General features: G+C 41.9%; 12 protein-coding genes. 1 reads left to right on the plus strand and 11 read right to left on the minus strand.

Annotated features, from left to right (window positions below):
* Positions 1-26 precede the first annotated feature (26 nt).
* The 6 genes from ACXAD1_RS22840 to ACXAD1_RS22865 form a co-directional block, all read right to left on the minus strand.
* A complete protein-coding gene (locus tag ACXAD1_RS22840) occupies positions 27-1,646 on the minus strand; it encodes an ABC transporter substrate-binding protein (protein ID WP_474911129.1) in 1,620 nt (539 codons plus the stop codon).
* Positions 1,647-2,007: 361 nt separating this feature from the next.
* Entirely contained in the window at positions 2,008-3,273 is a 1,266-nt protein-coding gene (locus ACXAD1_RS22845) for a cytosine deaminase (protein ID WP_206840567.1), read from the minus strand.
* Positions 3,263-4,531, minus strand: coding sequence for a cytosine permease (gene codB, locus ACXAD1_RS22850; protein WP_206840569.1), 1,269 nt, complete (start codon positions 4,529-4,531; stop codon positions 3,263-3,265). Before codB ends, ACXAD1_RS22845 begins: the two co-directional genes overlap by 11 nt.
* Before the next feature lie 295 nt (positions 4,532-4,826).
* Positions 4,827-5,708 (minus strand): alpha/beta hydrolase, encoded by an 882-nt coding sequence (locus ACXAD1_RS22855; protein WP_474911130.1) that lies wholly within the window; start codon positions 5,706-5,708, stop codon positions 4,827-4,829.
* A 424-nt stretch (positions 5,709-6,132) separates the two neighbouring features.
* Positions 6,133-6,489 (minus strand): SpoIIAA family protein, encoded by a 357-nt coding sequence (locus ACXAD1_RS22860; protein ID WP_474911131.1) that lies wholly within the window; start codon positions 6,487-6,489, stop codon positions 6,133-6,135.
* A 245-nt stretch (positions 6,490-6,734) separates the two neighbouring features.
* On the minus strand, positions 6,735-7,625 hold the full coding sequence (locus ACXAD1_RS22865) for an acyl-ACP desaturase (RefSeq protein ID WP_474911132.1): 891 nt from the start codon (positions 7,623-7,625) through the stop codon (positions 6,735-6,737).
* A gap of 340 nt (positions 7,626-7,965) precedes the next feature.
* Here ACXAD1_RS22865 and ACXAD1_RS22870 point away from each other — a divergent pair, with 340 nt between their 5' ends.
* Positions 7,966-9,006 carry a C40 family peptidase gene (locus ACXAD1_RS22870; RefSeq protein ID WP_474911133.1) on the plus strand — a complete coding sequence of 347 codons (1,041 nt, stop codon included), beginning with the start codon at positions 7,966-7,968 and terminating at the stop codon, positions 9,004-9,006.
* 135 nt (positions 9,007-9,141) lie between these two features.
* Here ACXAD1_RS22870 and ACXAD1_RS22875 read toward each other — a convergent pair whose 3' ends face one another.
* The 5 genes from ACXAD1_RS22875 to ACXAD1_RS22895 form a co-directional block, all read right to left on the minus strand.
* On the minus strand, positions 9,142-11,124 hold the full coding sequence (locus tag ACXAD1_RS22875) for a bifunctional metallophosphatase/5'-nucleotidase (RefSeq protein ID WP_206840578.1): 1,983 nt from the start codon (positions 11,122-11,124) through the stop codon (positions 9,142-9,144).
* A gap of 79 nt (positions 11,125-11,203) precedes the next feature.
* On the minus strand, positions 11,204-13,984 hold the full coding sequence (locus tag ACXAD1_RS22880) for a DUF6359 domain-containing protein (protein ID WP_474911134.1): 2,781 nt from the start codon (positions 13,982-13,984) through the stop codon (positions 11,204-11,206).
* A gap of 517 nt (positions 13,985-14,501) precedes the next feature.
* Positions 14,502-16,265 (minus strand): methyl-accepting chemotaxis protein, encoded by a 1,764-nt coding sequence (locus tag ACXAD1_RS22885; RefSeq protein WP_474911135.1) that lies wholly within the window; start codon positions 16,263-16,265, stop codon positions 14,502-14,504.
* 163 nt (positions 16,266-16,428) lie between these two features.
* Positions 16,429-16,995 (minus strand): LysM peptidoglycan-binding domain-containing protein, encoded by a 567-nt coding sequence (locus ACXAD1_RS22890; RefSeq protein WP_206840584.1) that lies wholly within the window; start codon positions 16,993-16,995, stop codon positions 16,429-16,431.
* A 198-nt stretch (positions 16,996-17,193) separates the two neighbouring features.
* Positions 17,194-17,811, minus strand: a complete 618-nt coding sequence (locus ACXAD1_RS22895) for a cell wall hydrolase (protein ID WP_474911136.1) — start codon at positions 17,809-17,811, stop codon at positions 17,194-17,196.
* Positions 17,812-17,843 lie beyond the last annotated feature (32 nt).

Below are 17,843 nucleotides of genomic sequence, written 5' to 3' on the forward strand. Positions count from 1 at the left end.
ACAAGGAACCTGTCCCCTCGTCCCTGTTAATTCGTCAGGTAAACCCTTGTAAAATCATCATCCTCCATTGGGTGTGCAGTGAATCCCTGGACATAGCCCGCCATTGCGATTGGCGGTGTTGTATGTGCAAGAGTCACCCATGGGGCATCCTTGTGGAAAATTTCCTGAGCCTGCTGGTAAAGCTTTGCACGTTCGTCCTGATCAAATGTTACACGGGCATCCTGCAAAAGCTTCGTGAATTCTTCGTTCTCATAGAACGCACGGTTGCTGGCAGGTTTATCCGTATTGGTTGCACTCAGATTCGGGAAAAGGAAGTTATCCGGATCGGCCATTACACCTGTCCAGCCGTATAATCCCATTGGGTGCTCCCCGTTTCCTGACTTTTGAAGATACGTTGCCCATTCATAGGTAACGATTTCGGCTTCAATGCCGATTTTCTTCAGATCTGACTGGATGGCTTCTGCCACCTTCATTGGCTGTGGCATATACGGTCTTGGGTTGCTCATCGCCCAAAGCTGGGTCTTGAATCCATCTGGATATCCTGCTTCCGCCAATAGTTTTTTCGCTTCTTCCACATTGAATTTGTAGTCTTCAATGCTGTCATTATAGCCCCAAAGCACAGATGGGAATGGATTTTTTGCTACTTCGGCATATCCATTATAAAATGCATCCACAATGGCCTGTTTATCAATGGCCATATTGACTGCCTGACGTACTTTTACATCATCGAAAGGTGCCATTTGCGTATTGAGAACCATGTAGCCAATGTTAAAGCTTGGGCGCTTTACAAGACTAAGCTGTGAATCAGCTTCTATAGTTGTCGCATCATCGGGGTTTAAGCCATCGATGATATCCACTTCACCAGCTTGAAGTGCAGTCAGGCGTGAAGAATTCTCAGGGATAACCCTGAAGATCAGCTCATCAAGATATGGCCCTTCACCTGCATAATTTTCATTTTTCTTCAGTACTATTTTGTCATTGTGCTTCCAGCTATCAAATACGAAAGGACCTGTTCCTACCGGATTTTCAGAGAACTTGTCACCGTGCTTTTCAATCGCGGCCGGACTGGCAATTCCAAACATAGGAATAGCTAAGTAGCTGATAAATGGAGCTGTCTTTTCAGTTAATTTAAACTCTACTGTCGATTCATCCACTGCTTTTACATACTCGATTTTATGGTTTGGATCACCTTTAAAGCCTCCATATAAGAACGGATAGTATGGAAAATCTCCTTTATGGTAGGGGTTTTGAGGATCCATCCATCGATCGAAGTTAAACACGACTGCATCTGCATTAAAATCTGTTCCATCCTGGAACTTAATGTCCTTTTTAAGGGTAATGGTCCAGGTCATTCCATCATCAGAGACTTTGTAAGACTCCGCTAATCCTGGCTGGACTTCAAGATTTTCGTCATATACAAACAATGTTTCAAAGATATTGCTTGTTACACGGATGGATTCTCCATCTGTTACATTGATTGGGTCCAGCCCAATAGCATCAGCACCGCGGGCATAAATTAATGAACCTCCCTCTTTTGGTTCACTGCTGCCGCCGCCTGAAGCTTCTTCACCGCTGCCGGAACATGCTGAAAGCAGCAATGAAAGAATCAGTAAAATGCTTAAAACTAGTGAAGACTTGCCTTTCATCTGTATTTTCCTCCTTGTGTTTTTATGTAAGCGGAGCTGAAGGAGTTCAGCCCGCTATTTCCCTTAGTAAAAAGCAAAATAACTGACTAGAATTTATTTTTAGATTTTTCGTATTTTTTAATAAAAATTAGTATATCTTAGATTAGCGAAATATTCTACTATATTTTTAGAGTCGAAATATATAGGATCGGGATTTATCCTTTGTTACTCTATTTGTAAACGTTTACATCCAATTCCTGTGTTTTATAATAATTTTTTTTACGTTTAATAGTTAAAGAAAACTATTAATATAAAAATAAATTTCATTTCCCTCACAACATAAAAAGACTGACCCAGTCAGCCTGAGCCAGTCTTTCATCTATCATTTATGAAAGTTCACATTCTCTTTTGCCTCCCCAAACATCACAGATGTCTGGCTGGGTTTCGTTTCGGCAATTACTTTTCCATTTCTTATAGAATACCTGACAGCAGCCTGACGCCTGATCGCTTCATACTCATTTTCCGCATCAAGAATGATCAGGTTAGCCGGTTTTCCGGCTGCAATTCCATATTTCTCTTCAATGTTTAATGTTTTGGCACTGTTATTTGTAATCAGGTCAAAGGAGTTAACAATTTGCTCATAGCCCATCAGCTGTGACACATGAATGCCCATGTGGAGCACCTGCAGCATATTGCCGGTGCCAAGCGGATACCAAGGGTCGAAGATATCGTCATGGCCGAAGCTTACGTTAAGTCCTGCTTCAAGCAGTTCTTTTACTCTTGTAATTCCCCTGCGCTTCGGATAAGTATCAAAGCGCCCCTGCAGATGAATGTTTACGAGCGGGTTCGCGACAAAATTAATGTTTGATAGCTTTAACAGTCTGAACAGCTTGTAGGTATAAGCATCATTATACGAGCCCATTGCCGTTGTATGGCTGGCTGTTACCCGGCTGCCCAATCCGCGTTCATAGGCTTCCGCAGCTACAACTTCCACAAAGCGCGACTGTTCATCATCGATTTCATCGCAATGGATATCGACAAGGCGGTCATACTTTTCAGCAAGATCAAAGGCCGTTTTCATTGAAGCAACGCCGTACTCCCTTGTGAACTCGAAATGAGGAATGCCTCCTACCACATCTGCCCCCATTTTCAGTGCTTCCTCCATGAGCTCAGCGCCGCTTGGATAAGAATTGATTCCCTCCTGCGGAAAAGCTACAAGCTGGAGATCCACATAGTCAGCCATTTCTTCTTTTACTTCCAAAAGTGCTTTTAAAGCAGTCAGACTGGGATCTGTTACATCCACATGTGTGCGGACATGCTGGATACCCTGTGCAATTTGCCATTTCAGTGCCGTTTTGGCCCTTGTTTTTACATCTTCATGTGTCAGGGTTTCTTTTCTTTGTGCCCATCTTTGGATGCCTTCGAATAATGTTCCGCTCTGGTTCCATTCCGGCTCGCCTGCTGTCAGGGTAGTATCCAGGTGAATATGGGGCTCGATGAAGGGTGCCGACACCAGGGATCCTTCAGCATCAAGGATTCCCTGACCTGCTTCCACTTCCCCTTGTGATAAGCTATGAATCTTTCCGCCTTGTATCGCTATATTCCATAAGCCTTCCCGGCCTCTTAGTTTTGCATTTTTAATAATCACTTCTTAATTCCCCTTCCCTGACTGAATTTTTGCCTTGTAAAGAAGCAGCCAGTTTTGATACTAGGACAAATACTACGGCTGATCCTAAAAGTGAGTTGATGGGCGGGATTCCCGGTACAAAATTTGCCGCAGCTACGCCGGCTGCCCAGGCCAGGATGGCGATCCAGTTAACCGCCTTAAACTTCATATCTGCAAACTTCTTATACTCTCCGCGATTCACGATAAAGTAATCTGCTAGGATGATAGCCCCGATTGACGGCAGCGTCGATCCCAGAATCGTCAGGAACCCGACAAAGTTGTTGTACAGCCACATGGCCGCAATTGTTCCCACAATCCCGTTGAAGATGACAACCTTTCCTTTTCGGATCTTTAAAATGCTCGCAAACCCTAAGCCTGATGCATATAAAGCGTTATCGTTCGTTGTCCAGATATTTAAGCCAAGAACCAGAATTGCCGGGAAAATCAGCTTTTGGATGAACATGACTTCTGAGATATCAGATTGCCCTGTTGCGATCGCACCGATTGCACCGAAGAGGAACATGATAGAATTTCCGATGAAGAAGGCGATGACTGTTGATACTACTGCTGAACGCTTTGTATTTGAGAATCGCGCGAAGTCTGGAGTCAGCGTACCTGCACTGATAAATGAACCTACGCAAATGGTTAAAGCCGCTGCCAGACTAATGGCCTCAGTTGGCTGATATTGCATAAGCCCTTCCAGGCCGCCTGCTGTTTCTGTCGCTTTAAAAACCGAGAAGCTTCCTAGAATAGTGATTAAAGGGACAGCTACGAAACTCAGGATTGCCAGTGCCTTCATGCCAAAGAAGGCTGTGCCTGTCATCAGCAGACCTGCAACTGCAATCAGGAGATACGCATCAATTCCTGTTACTTTCTGAACCGGCAGCGCAAACATCGCTACCCCGACGCCAAACCACCCAACCTGAGTCGCAGCCAGCAAAAAGGATGATAGGTAAGATCCCTTTTCACCGAAGGCATAGCGGGTAAGCAGGTGTGTTGATAAGCCAGTTTTTGCAGCGATATAAGCAAGGGCTCCTGTATAAGCACCTAAAATCAAGTTGCCTGCGAGAACGATCCCGATAAATTGAATAAACGTTAATCCTGTTCCAAGTGTTCCGCCTGACCACATGCTGGCTGAGAAGAAGGTCAGACCGAGCATCACCACAAGCATTTTCCAAAAACCGTTGCGATGCCCCTGGGGTACCGCCTCTAACGAAAAATCCAAATCTACTTTTTTCATACCAATTCCTCCATTCATTTTTTGGACTGGTACCGAAGGATTTTCGATAGTAAGGGGATGGAAAAAGAAAAGGCTTCTCGCCGTTTTCCGACAAGAAGCCTTTTCCTGCATGAAGAACCCATGGGCAGGCTGCACCTCACCCATTGGTATCATACTTCCGCTGTCCTTGTCAGCCTCACGGGACTGATTTAAAGGTACCAGTATTTAGTTATCTATTATTATTTCATAAAAATAGGCATAAGTCAATTGTAAATAAATGGATACTTTAACAATGACACTGTCATTCTCCTTTATACTATTCTATAAATTGATACATGTACTCCATCGCTTCCGGCAAGGATTCTCTCCATACCCTCCATTCATGGTCGCCGTCTACCACTCTAAATTCAACCAGGTCAGGCTGGTGCTCTCTTAAATTCTGGTAAAGAACAGCAGCATGGTAAGCGATATCAAATGTATCATGGTCTCCGGAGTTGATGTATAAAGGAACCTTAATACCCTTTTGCTTGTAGGCATCGATATATTGTGTATAGTTCAATTCAGCCCATTTCTCAGGGTCAAACTGTCCATCCTTTTGGAAGGTGGGGTGCGTTCTTCCCGATGAATGGCTTGGAGGCTCAGGTACATAAACCGCAGGGCTTAAGGCTGCTCCTGCAGCAAACATTTCAGGATGTTTTAAAACAAAGTTAACGGTTCCATAGCCTCCAGCTGATAGACCCGCAACCATTCGGCCTTCTTTTTCCTCAATCGTTCTCCAGGTTTCATCAATATGAGGGATCAAGTCATTGATGAATGCATTTTCTGCAGCTTCATTGTGGCCATTAACCCACCAGCTTTTGCTGCCCGGCATGACAATAATCGATGGGGGTATGACTCCTTTCGAAATCAATTTATCAGCTGTTTTCTTTACATTCCCGTTTTGTACCCAATCATATTCGTTTCCTCCAGATCCATGGAGAAGATACAGAACAGGATATTCTTCACCTGAATTTTTATATTCGCCTGGCAAATAGATATTGTAATTATAATCCCGCCCCAAGGTTTCAGAACTAAAGCTTTGATGAATGATCTGGCTGTTGCCCGATTTTGGCGGTGTAATATTATCGGCAAAAGAAAGACTGGGAATCAACATGGCTAACAATAAAACAAAAACAAACAAAGTTTTACTATTGAACATGCCTACGCCTCCTAAAATTTTTTTCTTGCAAAAGTTATTACAGCCTTAAAATATTCTCCTAAACCCATCAATTCCTATAAACAAAGTGAATTTTATCCGAGCAAGACTCCCCCTTTTCGTTGCCATGTTTATTATTCTGAATATACAGAAAACACTTACATTTGGCTTTATTCTACCTTACTAACTATTCACCCTTTTCCAAAAGGAAAAATAAGTAAAAAGAAGCAACCCTTTTCACTGCAAATATGAAAATAGTAATAGATTTCCATCCGTTCAAGCTATAAGAGGGTTACAGAGTTAAGTAAGAAGTTTCATCACCACTATATTAAAACAAAACAGAGCTGCCGGATGATTTGGGGCAGCTCTCTAAATTTACAATTTATTCAACTATGTGGGTCGCATTACTTTCGGGTTCTACATGGAACTATTCTTTAATCCACAACCAAGCTTCTTCCAGCTGATGGCCTTCAAAGTATTCAACCTTGATCCCAGGCATGTAGTTCGTGAGCTTTGATATAGTGCCTATCCAGTCTTTATCACTGACAACAGCGAATTTATTAAACTGTTTCCACCTTTTAATATCAAATTCCAGTCCTTCCGTGGCACCTTGGAAAGTGGTCCCGTCTACATCCGTCATTATGGCCAGAATATTGAACTTCTGGCCATCTTTAAAATTTTCTCTCACGTGCTGATCCAGTTTTTCTGCATCTTCCTTGGTTGCATTGCCATTGAAGGCGAGGGCAATAGTAGAGGGAGAGCGGGATTCTATAAATTGAAGCATAATCTTTACCTCCAAGTGGTTTTATTGAGGTAATTTCCCGATTAAGGGAGCTGCAAAACTATAGGTGAGGAGTTTTTATTGGAAATAGTGAGTGTCATTTGCAGATTTTGCATTTTCTTTGCAAGATTAGCTATTCTATTTGCAAGTTTAACTATTCTATTTGCAGAAATACAGGTTTTATTTGCAGCGTTCACAAATCGGTTCATTTCCAGCAAAAATAGAACCAGCCGCGCCGGTTCTATAAATTACTTCTTGCTGTAAAACCGATCCCGAACTCTTTTCAAGCGAGCATGATAGTTTAAAATATCAAGTCTTGCTTTCTCTGCCTCAGGTGCAATCGGCCTCAGCTTTTCTATCTCCCAATACTCTATAATGACATCCAGGACCTGATCAAAATATTCAAGCGGGCCATAGTTGGCCTCTTTTGCAATGATAGCCATCCGATCTTCAAAGTCCGGCATAACAGCACCTGGCATTTTAAAGTTCATGATGACGTTCCCGAGGTAATAGCAGTAATTAGGTTCTAATTGCAGATGATATTTTATAACGTCTCTGTAAAAAGCATAATGCAGGGTCTCATCCTTAGCCAATCTCCTAAGCAAGCTGCCCAAATCCTTATCATGGGGGCCCGCTACCTTCGCCACATTATAGTAAAACACCATGGTGGCCAGCTCCTGCATGGAGGTATAAACCATTGTTTCAAAAGGCGTATGGAAATCAGGATTCCAGCCATTTTCCACTGTTTGCTTATGAAGCTGGTGAAGCCTTCCCGGATGGACATTGCGCGTAATTAATAGATAGGTTTCAAGCAGATTGGAGTGCTGGTCCTCTTCCGCTGTCCAGGTATGCACAAATTCCTTAATGACACTCAATGAACCTTTAAATGTCTGGTCCAAATAAGAGGTGAACCATGGGAGATTCACTTCTGTTAATAGCGCTGTCTCCACTGCCGTAATGACGGACTCCGGAAGTGTCACCTGGCTCTCATCCCAGGGAACACGCCGGAAATCCTGCGCTTTATCCCATGGGAGAAATTCGTGATAGCCCCAGTCTATTTTTTCAGCACGTTTTTTGTGCTCTTCATACAATTCCCTTACCTTAGGCTCCAATCGAAAATCGAGATGATTTGTTAACAAGTTTAGACCTCCATTACAAATGGTTTGCTATTCCAAAATTTGTGACTAAATATTATGACCTGTTACTAAATTTACTATATCACATTCGTTCAATAACTAACTAATATAAATAATGAATTTTCAGCAAATTAGTACTTTAAATACTCTTTGTTTCTATTTATATACATATTCACCAGTATTTCGACATCAGATCTCATCTGTTGACAGCATGCGATTCGACATAGGTCGACAGACACTGTTTTTTACAAATATATTGTATAAGAATGTAAAAATATAATTCTTTTGGACAATTTTTGTGGTAAAATTATCTAAAATATGTCGACGGGAGTGGATCGGAAAAGTGAAAAAACAGATTGTCACATTAGCAGCCGCGGCTATGCTTTCTTCAGGTTTTGCAGCTAAGGCTTCGGCTGATACACATGTGGTGAAAAAGGGAGATACTTTATACCAATTAGCCATAAAATACAAAACCACTGTGACAGAGCTTAAATCTATTAACAAATTAAGTTCAGATTCCCTATATATTAATCAATCACTCCAAGTGCCCGGCACTGCAAATAGCGTTCCTTCTGTTAAACCGCCAGCTCCGGCTCCGGCTATTCCAAGTGCAGCCAATACATATATAGTCAAATCAGGCGATTCTTTGTCTAAAATTGCTCTGAATCATAAAATCAGTTTAAAAGATTTAATGAGCTGGAATCAGCTTACTCATCATATTATTCATCCTGGACAAGTCTTAAAGGTTTCAAAAACAGCTTCAGGCAATAATGATAAGGAGCCTTCTGCCCCTGCACCTCCGCCAGCCACTGCACCTTCTGGAAGTTCTGGCAATTATACCGTTGTTAAAGGTGATACACTAAGCCTGATTGCCAGCAGAAATAATATAACCGTTCAGCAGATAAAAGAATGGAACAAACTCAGTTCAGACCTAATTTTAATAGGACAAAAGCTCATAATAAGCGCAGCAGGCCTGAAGCCTTCAACTGAAAAACCCGCTGAAGAAGTGAAGGAAGAAAATAGTTCTGTATCAACTGTATTGGCTGAGGCTCAAAAATATATCGGCGTCCCTTACAAGTGGGCAGGCACTGCTCCTGATGGATTTGACTGCAGCGGATTTATCTATTATGTACTGAATAAAACCGGATCCTCGCTGGGAAGGTATTCAACAGACGGCTACTACAGCCGCTCTTATTATATTAGTCAGCCTCAGCCCGGTGATTTAGTATTTTTCGAAAATACATACAGACAGGGCATTTCCCATATGGGCTTTTACCTGGGGAATAACCAGTTTATTCATGCCAGCTCCAATGGCGTGGAAATTACAAGCCTGGAAAATTCTTATTATAAGAAGCATTTTGATGGATTTAAGAGATTTTATTAGGCACCTGATTCAGGTGTCTTTTTTCATTAAAAAAACCGCCGATGTAAAACACCGGCGGTTTCCTTGATAATGAAATGTTTGCCCCAAACTGAACTATCATTGGGAGGAATAGATAGGACGGGTTAAAATTGATTACTAGTTCTGTACAATAAGCTTCTGAACATTTTCTATACCTCTAAGTTCTACCAATTTACTCTGCTCAACAACTAATTCCTTCACTTCTGCACCGCTAAAGTCTATGATGATCGGCTCTTTCTTTGGTGTTACACGGACACTCACGTCCTTAAGGCCATTGCCTTGCAAAACAGCAGAATTTTTGAGCCAGATGCCGTTTCTGATTTCTGCGGATTCTTCTACATTAATAAAAGAAACCTTGTTAACTACTAGCTTCTTCTTTTTATCATCAGTAAGATTATATTTCTTTTCAAAATCCAGCTCTGTTACTGGCGGCAGACTGTCAACATCTACAATGCGCCCTTCCACTGCTGGTGTGATTGTGCCCAGGCTGGATAAGTGTTCGGCAAAGTTTTCCCAGTCGGAAAGTCCAAGATCTGTTACTCTGCCCTCCTGATAAGCTTTTGCGAAGACCGTATATCCATCTCCGCCTTTGGCAGTGAAGGCATTGGTAGCGATTGTGTATGTTTGATTATCCTGGATTTCCGTGTAAGTGCCCTGATCATTTTTATAAGCGATCGAAACTATTCGCTCACCTGCAGGCTTTGTGGAGTCAAATTCTGCTTTTGCACCGGACACATGCAGGAAGCCGCCGTTTTCCGCTGGATACTGACCTACACTGATTTCAAAAGCATCTTTTAGTTCAGCTCCCGTCAGCTCCATAGTTGCTAATGTGTTGCCAAATGGAAGAACAGTAATCACTTCTCCAACAGTGATTGGCCCTGCATCAATGCCTGCACGAATACCTCCTCCATTTTGGAGAGCCATGATGACATTGCTGTTATACTGCTTGGCTTTTGCAAGCATGCCGTCTGTAATTAGGTTTCCTAGCGCTGTTTCATTTTTCCGTACACTTGGTCCTGTGCTGTCTCCGCTTGTCCGCGGATTTTCGAGTGCAGTCACCGTTTCTGCGCCAATTTCTGTGTTCTTTAATTCCTCTATTTGTGAGGAGTATTTTTCAAGAAGCACTGCGGCATCAGGATCCTCTGCTTTATCCGATATTTTAACAAGCTCTCCAGCTTGCCCAATTACTGTGCCTGCCTCATCAAATTGTACATCCAGTGTTCCGAGATAATTATTGTACTGGCCGGCTTGAACAATGACAGTAGGGGCCTTTGCTGCTCCTGTTTCATCAGCTGCCACAACCACTGGCTCATTTAATTGCGTATGGCTATGCCCTCCAACAATCACATCGATCCCATCTACCTGAGCAGCCAAGGCTAAATCATTATCCACATTCGGATTATCATCATAACCAATATGAGTTACTGCTACAATTTTATTAATTCCCATGCCCTCGAAAGCTTTTACTGCTTTTTCTGCTTCTTCGATATAGTCTTCGAATGTAACATTACCCGGACTGGAAATACTGGCCGTTTCGGCTGTAGTCAAGCCAAAAAATCCTACCTTTTCACCGTTAACCTCTTTGATGATGCCATTATATATTTTCCCATTAGCAGGTTCGCTTGAAATAACATCACTGAACAAGCCCTGCAGGCTTGCATCTTCAGAAAAATCTATGTTTGAACTGACAAATGGGAATTGTGCACCTTTTACAAAGTCAGCCAGCGCTTTGTGCCCCTCCGCACTTGAACCTAAGTCGAATTCATGATTTCCGAAAGTCATAATGTCATAGCCCATCAGGTTCATAAATTCCAGGTCAGCTTGTCCAAGGAATTTATTAAAATATAACGTTCCGGAAAAAACATCTCCTGCATCAACAAGCAGGGCATCCGGATTAGCTTCTCTTACTTCCTTTACTGCCGTCACTTTTTTAGCGGCGCTGTCCATATTGGCGTGTGAGTCATTGGTATGCATTAATGATAGTGTAAAATCTGCAGCTGATGATTCATTTGCTGAAACCAAACCTGCCGGAACGGCTGTAGAGATGGTTAATGCTGATGATAAGGTTAAAGCAGATAATACTTTAATAGGCAATTTCATAAAAACTGCTCCTTTCAGGGTGAATTGTTTTATAAAGTGAGAGATTGAAAGCCGGAGTATTAAACTCCGGCTTCAACTTCTATGATGCTTCCTCTTCCTCATATGGAGACTCTATTTCCTCCCCATCCGAATCTTTGAAAATAATATGAGACGGATTCGCTTTTTTCCCAAGTGTCCATTTCTGTACATTTTCGGCACCGCGGATTTCTGAGACTTTGCTGCTTTCGATCATGACTTCTTTAATTTCTGATCCTGTTAGATCGACAATTGCTCCTTTGTTGGCAGAGCTAATGACCACTTTTGTATTTTTCAGGCCTTCTCCTTTAACTGCTGCTGATTTCTTCAGCCATAGACCTTGCGAGAGGCTGGATGTTCCATCCATTACTACCAAAGCATTATGTGGTCCAACCACGAATTTCTTCGCATGGTAGTTTACTAGATTGAAAACATGATCATATTTAGGCTCTTCCGGTTTAACTGCCGGCTTTAAGCTTGTCTGAATCATGACAGGGTCATGGTCACTTGCCCGGCCATGCTCTTCCATGAAGCCTGAGTTGATGTGAAGAATATCGACTTCTGTTTTCTTGGCGAGGTTGTTGGATACTAAAATGTGATCCAGAACCTGCGCATTTCCCTGGTAGTTATACGTATAGCGCTCTTCTGGCTGCACTTTTTCGATCATGTTTGTTAATTCATCGCCCTTTAAAGCCTTTAAAGGATTGGAGAATTCAAAATCGTTAAAGTCACCAAGCAGGACGATATTGGCATTTGGGTCTTCCGCTTTGACATCCTTTACAAAACCGTTAACCACGTTAGCGATTTTCATGCGCTGAATTTCACTGTTTAAGACAGGGGGCTGCACTTTTCCGAATAACGGAAGATCTCCGCCTTTCGAGTTAAAATGGTTGGCCACGACAATTACGCTTTCCCCCTGGAATTCGAACTGGGCCGCCAGTGCTTTGCGGCTATCTTCAAATGCTTCATTTGTTGGATCAATGCGTCCCGGGTTTAGCGTCAATTTGCCATTTTCAAAATCAACTGCATCAGTTGCAGAGCCCTTTTCACCTTCGGATAATGTTACCCTTTCAGCGTTATAAAGGAAGCCCACACGGATGTTTCCTCCCGGCTGGCCGCCATCCTGTTTATCTTCTGGAGCGATGTCAGTATATGTGTAAGCTGGACCGCCCAGTTCTTTTATTTTTTCAATTAATAATGCTGCACTTAGATCTGCTTCTGTTGTGCCGCTATCCGTTGGCCCGTCATTATCCTGAACCTCTGTCAGACCAATGATATCCGGCTGCTTCATATTATCAACAATAGCTTCTGCTAATCTCGTAACCTTTTCAGCATCCGTTTTGGTTGAGAAGTTTTCAACATTATAAGATGCGATGGTTAATTGATCCTCTTCAGGAATAAGACTTGTTTCCTCTCTTACTGCAGGGCCTTCTACAAATTCTGGCAATGAGTCTGCATCACTTAACACTTTATAGTTGCTGAAGCCGTAGCTGACAACCCCCTGGACACTGCCGTTGAAGCTGTCGCCCATTTTAGCTGCAAAATTTTCATCATTAATATCAATAGTGATCCTCTCAGGGTTAAAATCATTTTCCGAGATGCGAAGGCCGCCTGCTGTTGTGTTTGTTTCCACATCTTCCGGAACGACTATAAGCTCACCGTATTTTTGCGGTGCCACCACTTTAGGGTTGTCCACTTGAACAAGCATGCCTTCCAGGCTTTCATAAAAATCAATGCCGTCCTGCTCCGGATCAAACTCCCCAAAGCTGTCATCATCGATCACTTCAGTTGGCAGGTTCTCATTATTCAGAGTGACTGGAGCAGGAAGCTCCTGGCCTGAAGCAATTTTATTAATTGCTGAAGCATTAATTTCGGTGACTGGCAAATCTGTCTCCAGTTTTTCAGCATATCCGTCAAGCACCCATTCTTTCACCTGGCCAGAAACGGATACCACATCTCCAACAGATACACCATGTCCCTTTTTATAAACCAGGATTCCTTCAGAAGTTCTCTCATCATCGTCAGGCTGCTGATCCTGCATGTAGAAATTGCTGCTGTCTACCACCTTGGTGACAATTCCTTCAACGTCTGAAACCTGCTGGTTGGCATATTGGGAATAGTGTCCCACACCCTGGATATCATGAATGTGCAAACCTTCAAGCCCAATCATGTATTGAAATACAGACACCTTGCTGTCAGTTAAGCCTTCTTTTACAGCTATGGCTTTAATAGTTGTCTCATCATTAATGACGATTGGATTAGAATATACTTCGCTTTCAGCCGTTGGCTCTGATCCATCAACTGTATAATGGATTGCAGCGCCATCAGTGGAGGTTGATAGTTCAACTGCCGTTCCAGCTTTAACTGGTCCTGCTTCAGGGGAAGCTGTAACCGCTGATACCTGAGGTGTACCCGTATCTTCTGCAAACGTGTAAGCTGTTGGGCTTTTTAAACCTGGAACTGTAAAGTATGCTTCAAGTGAGCCTGTAATTTGTACTTTCTTCCCAAGGTTCTCCGGGTTATCTGCTAAATTCAGCTCTGCCCTTATAGAATTATTCGGCAATTGAACCGGAAGTATTTTACTTGGGTCTGTTTCACTTGCGGAATCTGCAATTGCCAAATTTGTTTCAACCGCGAATGGAGCATTATGTGTATATTTCGGTCCATTTGCTGTCGTTCCTACAATATATCCTTCAACTGTCGCTGTACCGTTATTATTGGCTATTGCTTCTGCCACAGACTTCACTTCTTCTGCACCAGCCGTGGCAAAAGGACTGAATAGACTAAGAATCAAAGCAAAAACACTAATAAAGCTCAGTAACTTTATGCGCTGCTTACCAATCATGTAATCCTCTCCTATTTCCTTATTTTAAACGTTTACATAAGACTACCATTCTAGTAAATCACTCATCTTTTAGGCATACAATCTGATATTTGTAAAAATTGAGTAAATAAGTAAAAACGGGTAAATTATCACGCTCTCCAATCAGGAAAAAAGACCTTTAAAAGAACAGATCACCACTCTATATGTACTATGTGTATAGAGTTTTTCCAGACAAATCATAATAAAAGAAATTTTAAGGTGGGAATTGAAAAAATTGGATAATAATAGTCCCCTTTTACTATGATTATTACGAGTTCCGAAATACTTGAAAACTGAAGGAGTCTATTGCAGGATTTCAATTCTATTTGCAAACATGGTGTTCTAACTGCAGTTTTCTTCATCTATTTGCATCATATACAACTCAACAACATCGCCCAAACAAAAAAGAAAACTTGCATCTCACATAGCTATCTAAAAATAGCTAAAACCTTGCCGCAGATAAACAGCAAGGTTTCAATTTCTTATTTTGGGGCTTAACCTATATCTTAAATACCTTTACCATATCATTAAGCCCATCAGCAAGTTCAGACAGTCGTTTCGAACTTCCTGTCACTTCTTCCATAGAGCTGTTCGTTTGCTGGATGGATGCTGCAATCTGCTCAATACCAGCAGCAGATTCCTCTGATATGGCTGCTATGTCTTCAATTGATTGGCTGACCTTCGTGCTGTTTTCAGTAATTTGCGAGAGTTGCTGTGTAACTGCCTGCAGACGGTTGACCATATCTGTAACTGCCCCATTAATTTGATGGAAGGTTCCTTCTGTCACTCTCATTTGTTCTGTTCCTTTTGTGACCTCTCCGTATCCGTTTTGAAGTGATATGACAACATCATTGGATTCACCTTTTATCCCGGTTACGATCATTGTAATATCTGAGACAGAATGCGATACTTGCTCAGCCAGTTTACGCACTTCTTCCGCTACGACAGAGAATCCCTTGCCGTGTTCTCCGGCCCGTGCAGCCTCAATGGCCGCATTTAACGCTAGAAGGTTGGTTTGATCTGCAATTTCCTTAATGACGGAGATGAGCTTGGCGATTTCCTGTGACTGTTTATCAAGACCCTGGACTTTTTCAACTGCTCTCTTAACAATTTGATCAATCGTATTCATTTGCTGTATGGAGGTGGTCATTGCCTTGTTTCCTTCTGATGTTAAACACAAGACTTCTTCTGACAGGTTTGAAACCTGTCCGCTGTTTTCATTGGCTGTTCTTATGTACTCGACAAATTCATTCATGGCCTCGGATAAATCTGAAGCTGAACTCGCCTGCGTCTCAGAACCGGATGATAATTCCTGCATTGTAGATGCTACCTGGCTCGTTCCCTCTGTCACCTCGTTTGAAGACTGATTCAACTCTTCGCTGTGGCTGCTTACTTCGTCGGATGCTTTTACAACATCTTGAATGATCTTTCTGAGATTTGCTGCCATGCCATTAACACCCTTGCTTAATTGGCCGATTTCATCCTTTGCTGTTATAGCAAGGTCTTCAGCAGAGAGATCATTATTAGCGATTCTTTTGACATGTGCTGAAATCGCTTCAATATGTTTAGACACCCGATTACTGAATATATAAGCGATAATACCAGCCGCCAGCAATAAAATGCCAATAATAATGAGTTGGTTTCTTACATTTTTAATCATTTCCTGTTTATAATACTGCTCTGTTTCCGCTACTATGGAATCTATATCATCCAAATAGTTTCCTGTACTGACTACATAGTCCCAGGGCTCAAACAGTTTGGAGTAAACACGCTTTTTTACCAGTCCCTCTGTTCCCGGCTTTTCCCACATATACTCGGAAAATCCATCGTTATCAGCTGCTGAAAGGATATTTTTTATTAAATAGGTGCCGTCGGGGTCCTGGATTTCCAGCCGGTTTGATCCTTCAGCATCTGGTGTAATAGGATGTGCCACAAGATTGCCCTCCGTATCATCAATCCAAAAATAACCCGATTCTCCATACCTGAGTTCTTTTATTAGCTCTCCACCAAGTGATTTCGCTTCAGCTTCTGATAATTCACCTGATTGATATTTTTCATACGCATAATTCAAAAGCGAATAAGCAGATTCCACCTGGTTTCTGACATTGGCATCATAATCCTTAATCAAATTTTCTTTGAAGTTCTTTAACTGGATGCTGTTGCTATTGATGGCAGCGATGATATTATACGAGCTGACTGTACCTGCCAATATCACAAAAATCGCCAAGAATACCAGCAATAGCTTGTGTTTAAATTTCCTCACTTTCTGACTGTCCCCTTTTCTTCTGTTTTATAACAAATATCAATAATATGCTCCTCTTAGTATATCGACTCATTCACGCTTTAAATTAATAAATTACTGAAAAATTAATCAATATCCCCAAACAAAAAAAGAACCTCCACCTGGGAGATTCTCTTAAATTCTATTACTTATAAACCTTTATAGTCACTGTCTTGCTTCCCCATTGAAGCGCACGCTGCTTGTTTGGGATAAAAACATCAATTTTGTTTCCTCTTACTGCTGAGCCTTTGTCCCCTGCAATCGCCTCTCCATAGCCAGGCACATATACTTTTGACCCTAGTGGAATAACCTTTGGATCTACTGAAATAACTTTTGCATTCGGGTTCTTCTTCAGGTTGATTCCTGTATAAGTAATGCCGCTGCAGCCTTTGCAGCTGGCAGTGTAGGCAGTCGCTTTCACTGTAATTTCTTTATAGGCTTTCGTTGATGCAGCCTTTACAGCTGTCTTTTTAGGTGCTGCAGCTTTTGCGGAAGCTCCGGAAATCTTTAGAACCTGCTTTGGTTTGATATTATCTGAAGTTAGTTTATTCCATGATTTAATTTGCTGTACAGTAACTTTATGTTTTTTAGAGATAGCCCAAAGCGTATCTCCTTGTTTAACTGTATACGTATTTCCAGCGGCTGAAGTGACATTGGAAAATCCAAACGATAGAAAAACAGCTGTTACCAGATAGATTACTAGTTTTTTCATGATATCTCCTTTATGTCCCTTGATAGGAACATATTAACACCATAAGATAACAGAAAGGTTTCAGTAAAACTCTTTTTATGTTACAGATTAGATGGTATTTAATATATTTGTAATATAAATTACCAGATTTTCATTCTAACTTTCCAACAGAACTAAATAAGGCACCTTTTCCCGCTTGAACAGGAAAGGTGCCTCAATTTAGTAGGCAAAATTGTGACTGCCGATTTGTTTAATGACTGTTCTAGTAAATATCCATTGATCTGTAGCTGTGTAAGGATTGTAATAATAGACTGCACCGCCAGTAGGATCCCATCCATCAAAAGCATCTCTTACTGCCTGATAAGCTTCAGCATCGGGCTGCAGCCAGTACTGACCGTCATTCACAGCTGTAATGGCATTCTTTTGAAAAATAACATTGGAGAGAGTATCCGGGAATTCATTGGACTCCATACGATTAAGAACGACAGCCGCCACTGCCACTTGGCCTTCATAGCTTTCCCCGCGCGCTTCCCCATAAACCACATGAGCCAGCATGTCCACATTCCTAAGCATTTCTGCCGTGTTAACTCCCACAATGCCATCAGCTGCTAAACCAAAATCATATTGAAAGTTTCTTACTGCATTCTCTGTTACCGTTCCATAATACCCTGTATTGTCTGTATTAAAATAACCAAGCTTTTGTAATGCTGATTGAATATATGTAACTTCCGGACCTTCAGAGCCATTCTTTAGAACAGCGGCATCTGCTTTGGGCTGGCTGAAGCTCAGCACAAATACCATTGCGGCAGCTGCCGCAATCCACTTTATGTAATTCATTTGAACACTCCTCTTTATGTATTATTTTAGTG

The organism is Cytobacillus sp. ABV4_503 (genome assembly GCF_056158445.1).

What these genes read in the sequence shown, in the direction of transcription:
- ACXAD1_RS22840 (WP_474911129.1), bottom strand. Translation starts at nt 1,646, where the DNA reads ATGAAAGGCAAGTCTTCACTAGTTTTAAGCATTTTACTGATTCTTTCA.
- codB (WP_206840569.1), bottom strand. Translation starts at nt 4,531, where the DNA reads ATGAAAAAAGTAGATTTGGATTTTTCGTTAGAGGCGGTACCCCAGGGG.
- ACXAD1_RS22855 (WP_474911130.1), bottom strand. Translation starts at nt 5,708, where the DNA reads ATGTTCAATAGTAAAACTTTGTTTGTTTTTGTTTTATTGTTAGCCATG.
- ACXAD1_RS22860 (WP_474911131.1), bottom strand. Translation starts at nt 6,489, where the DNA reads ATGCTTCAATTTATAGAATCCCGCTCTCCCTCTACTATTGCCCTCGCC.
- ACXAD1_RS22875 (WP_206840578.1), bottom strand. Translation starts at nt 11,124, where the DNA reads ATGAAATTGCCTATTAAAGTATTATCTGCTTTAACCTTATCATCAGCA.
- ACXAD1_RS22880 (WP_474911134.1), bottom strand. Translation starts at nt 13,984, where the DNA reads ATGATTGGTAAGCAGCGCATAAAGTTACTGAGCTTTATTAGTGTTTTT.
- ACXAD1_RS22890 (WP_206840584.1), bottom strand. Translation starts at nt 16,995, where the DNA reads ATGAAAAAACTAGTAATCTATCTGGTAACAGCTGTTTTTCTATCGTTT.
- ACXAD1_RS22895 (WP_474911136.1), bottom strand. Translation starts at nt 17,811, where the DNA reads ATGAATTACATAAAGTGGATTGCGGCAGCTGCCGCAATGGTATTTGTG.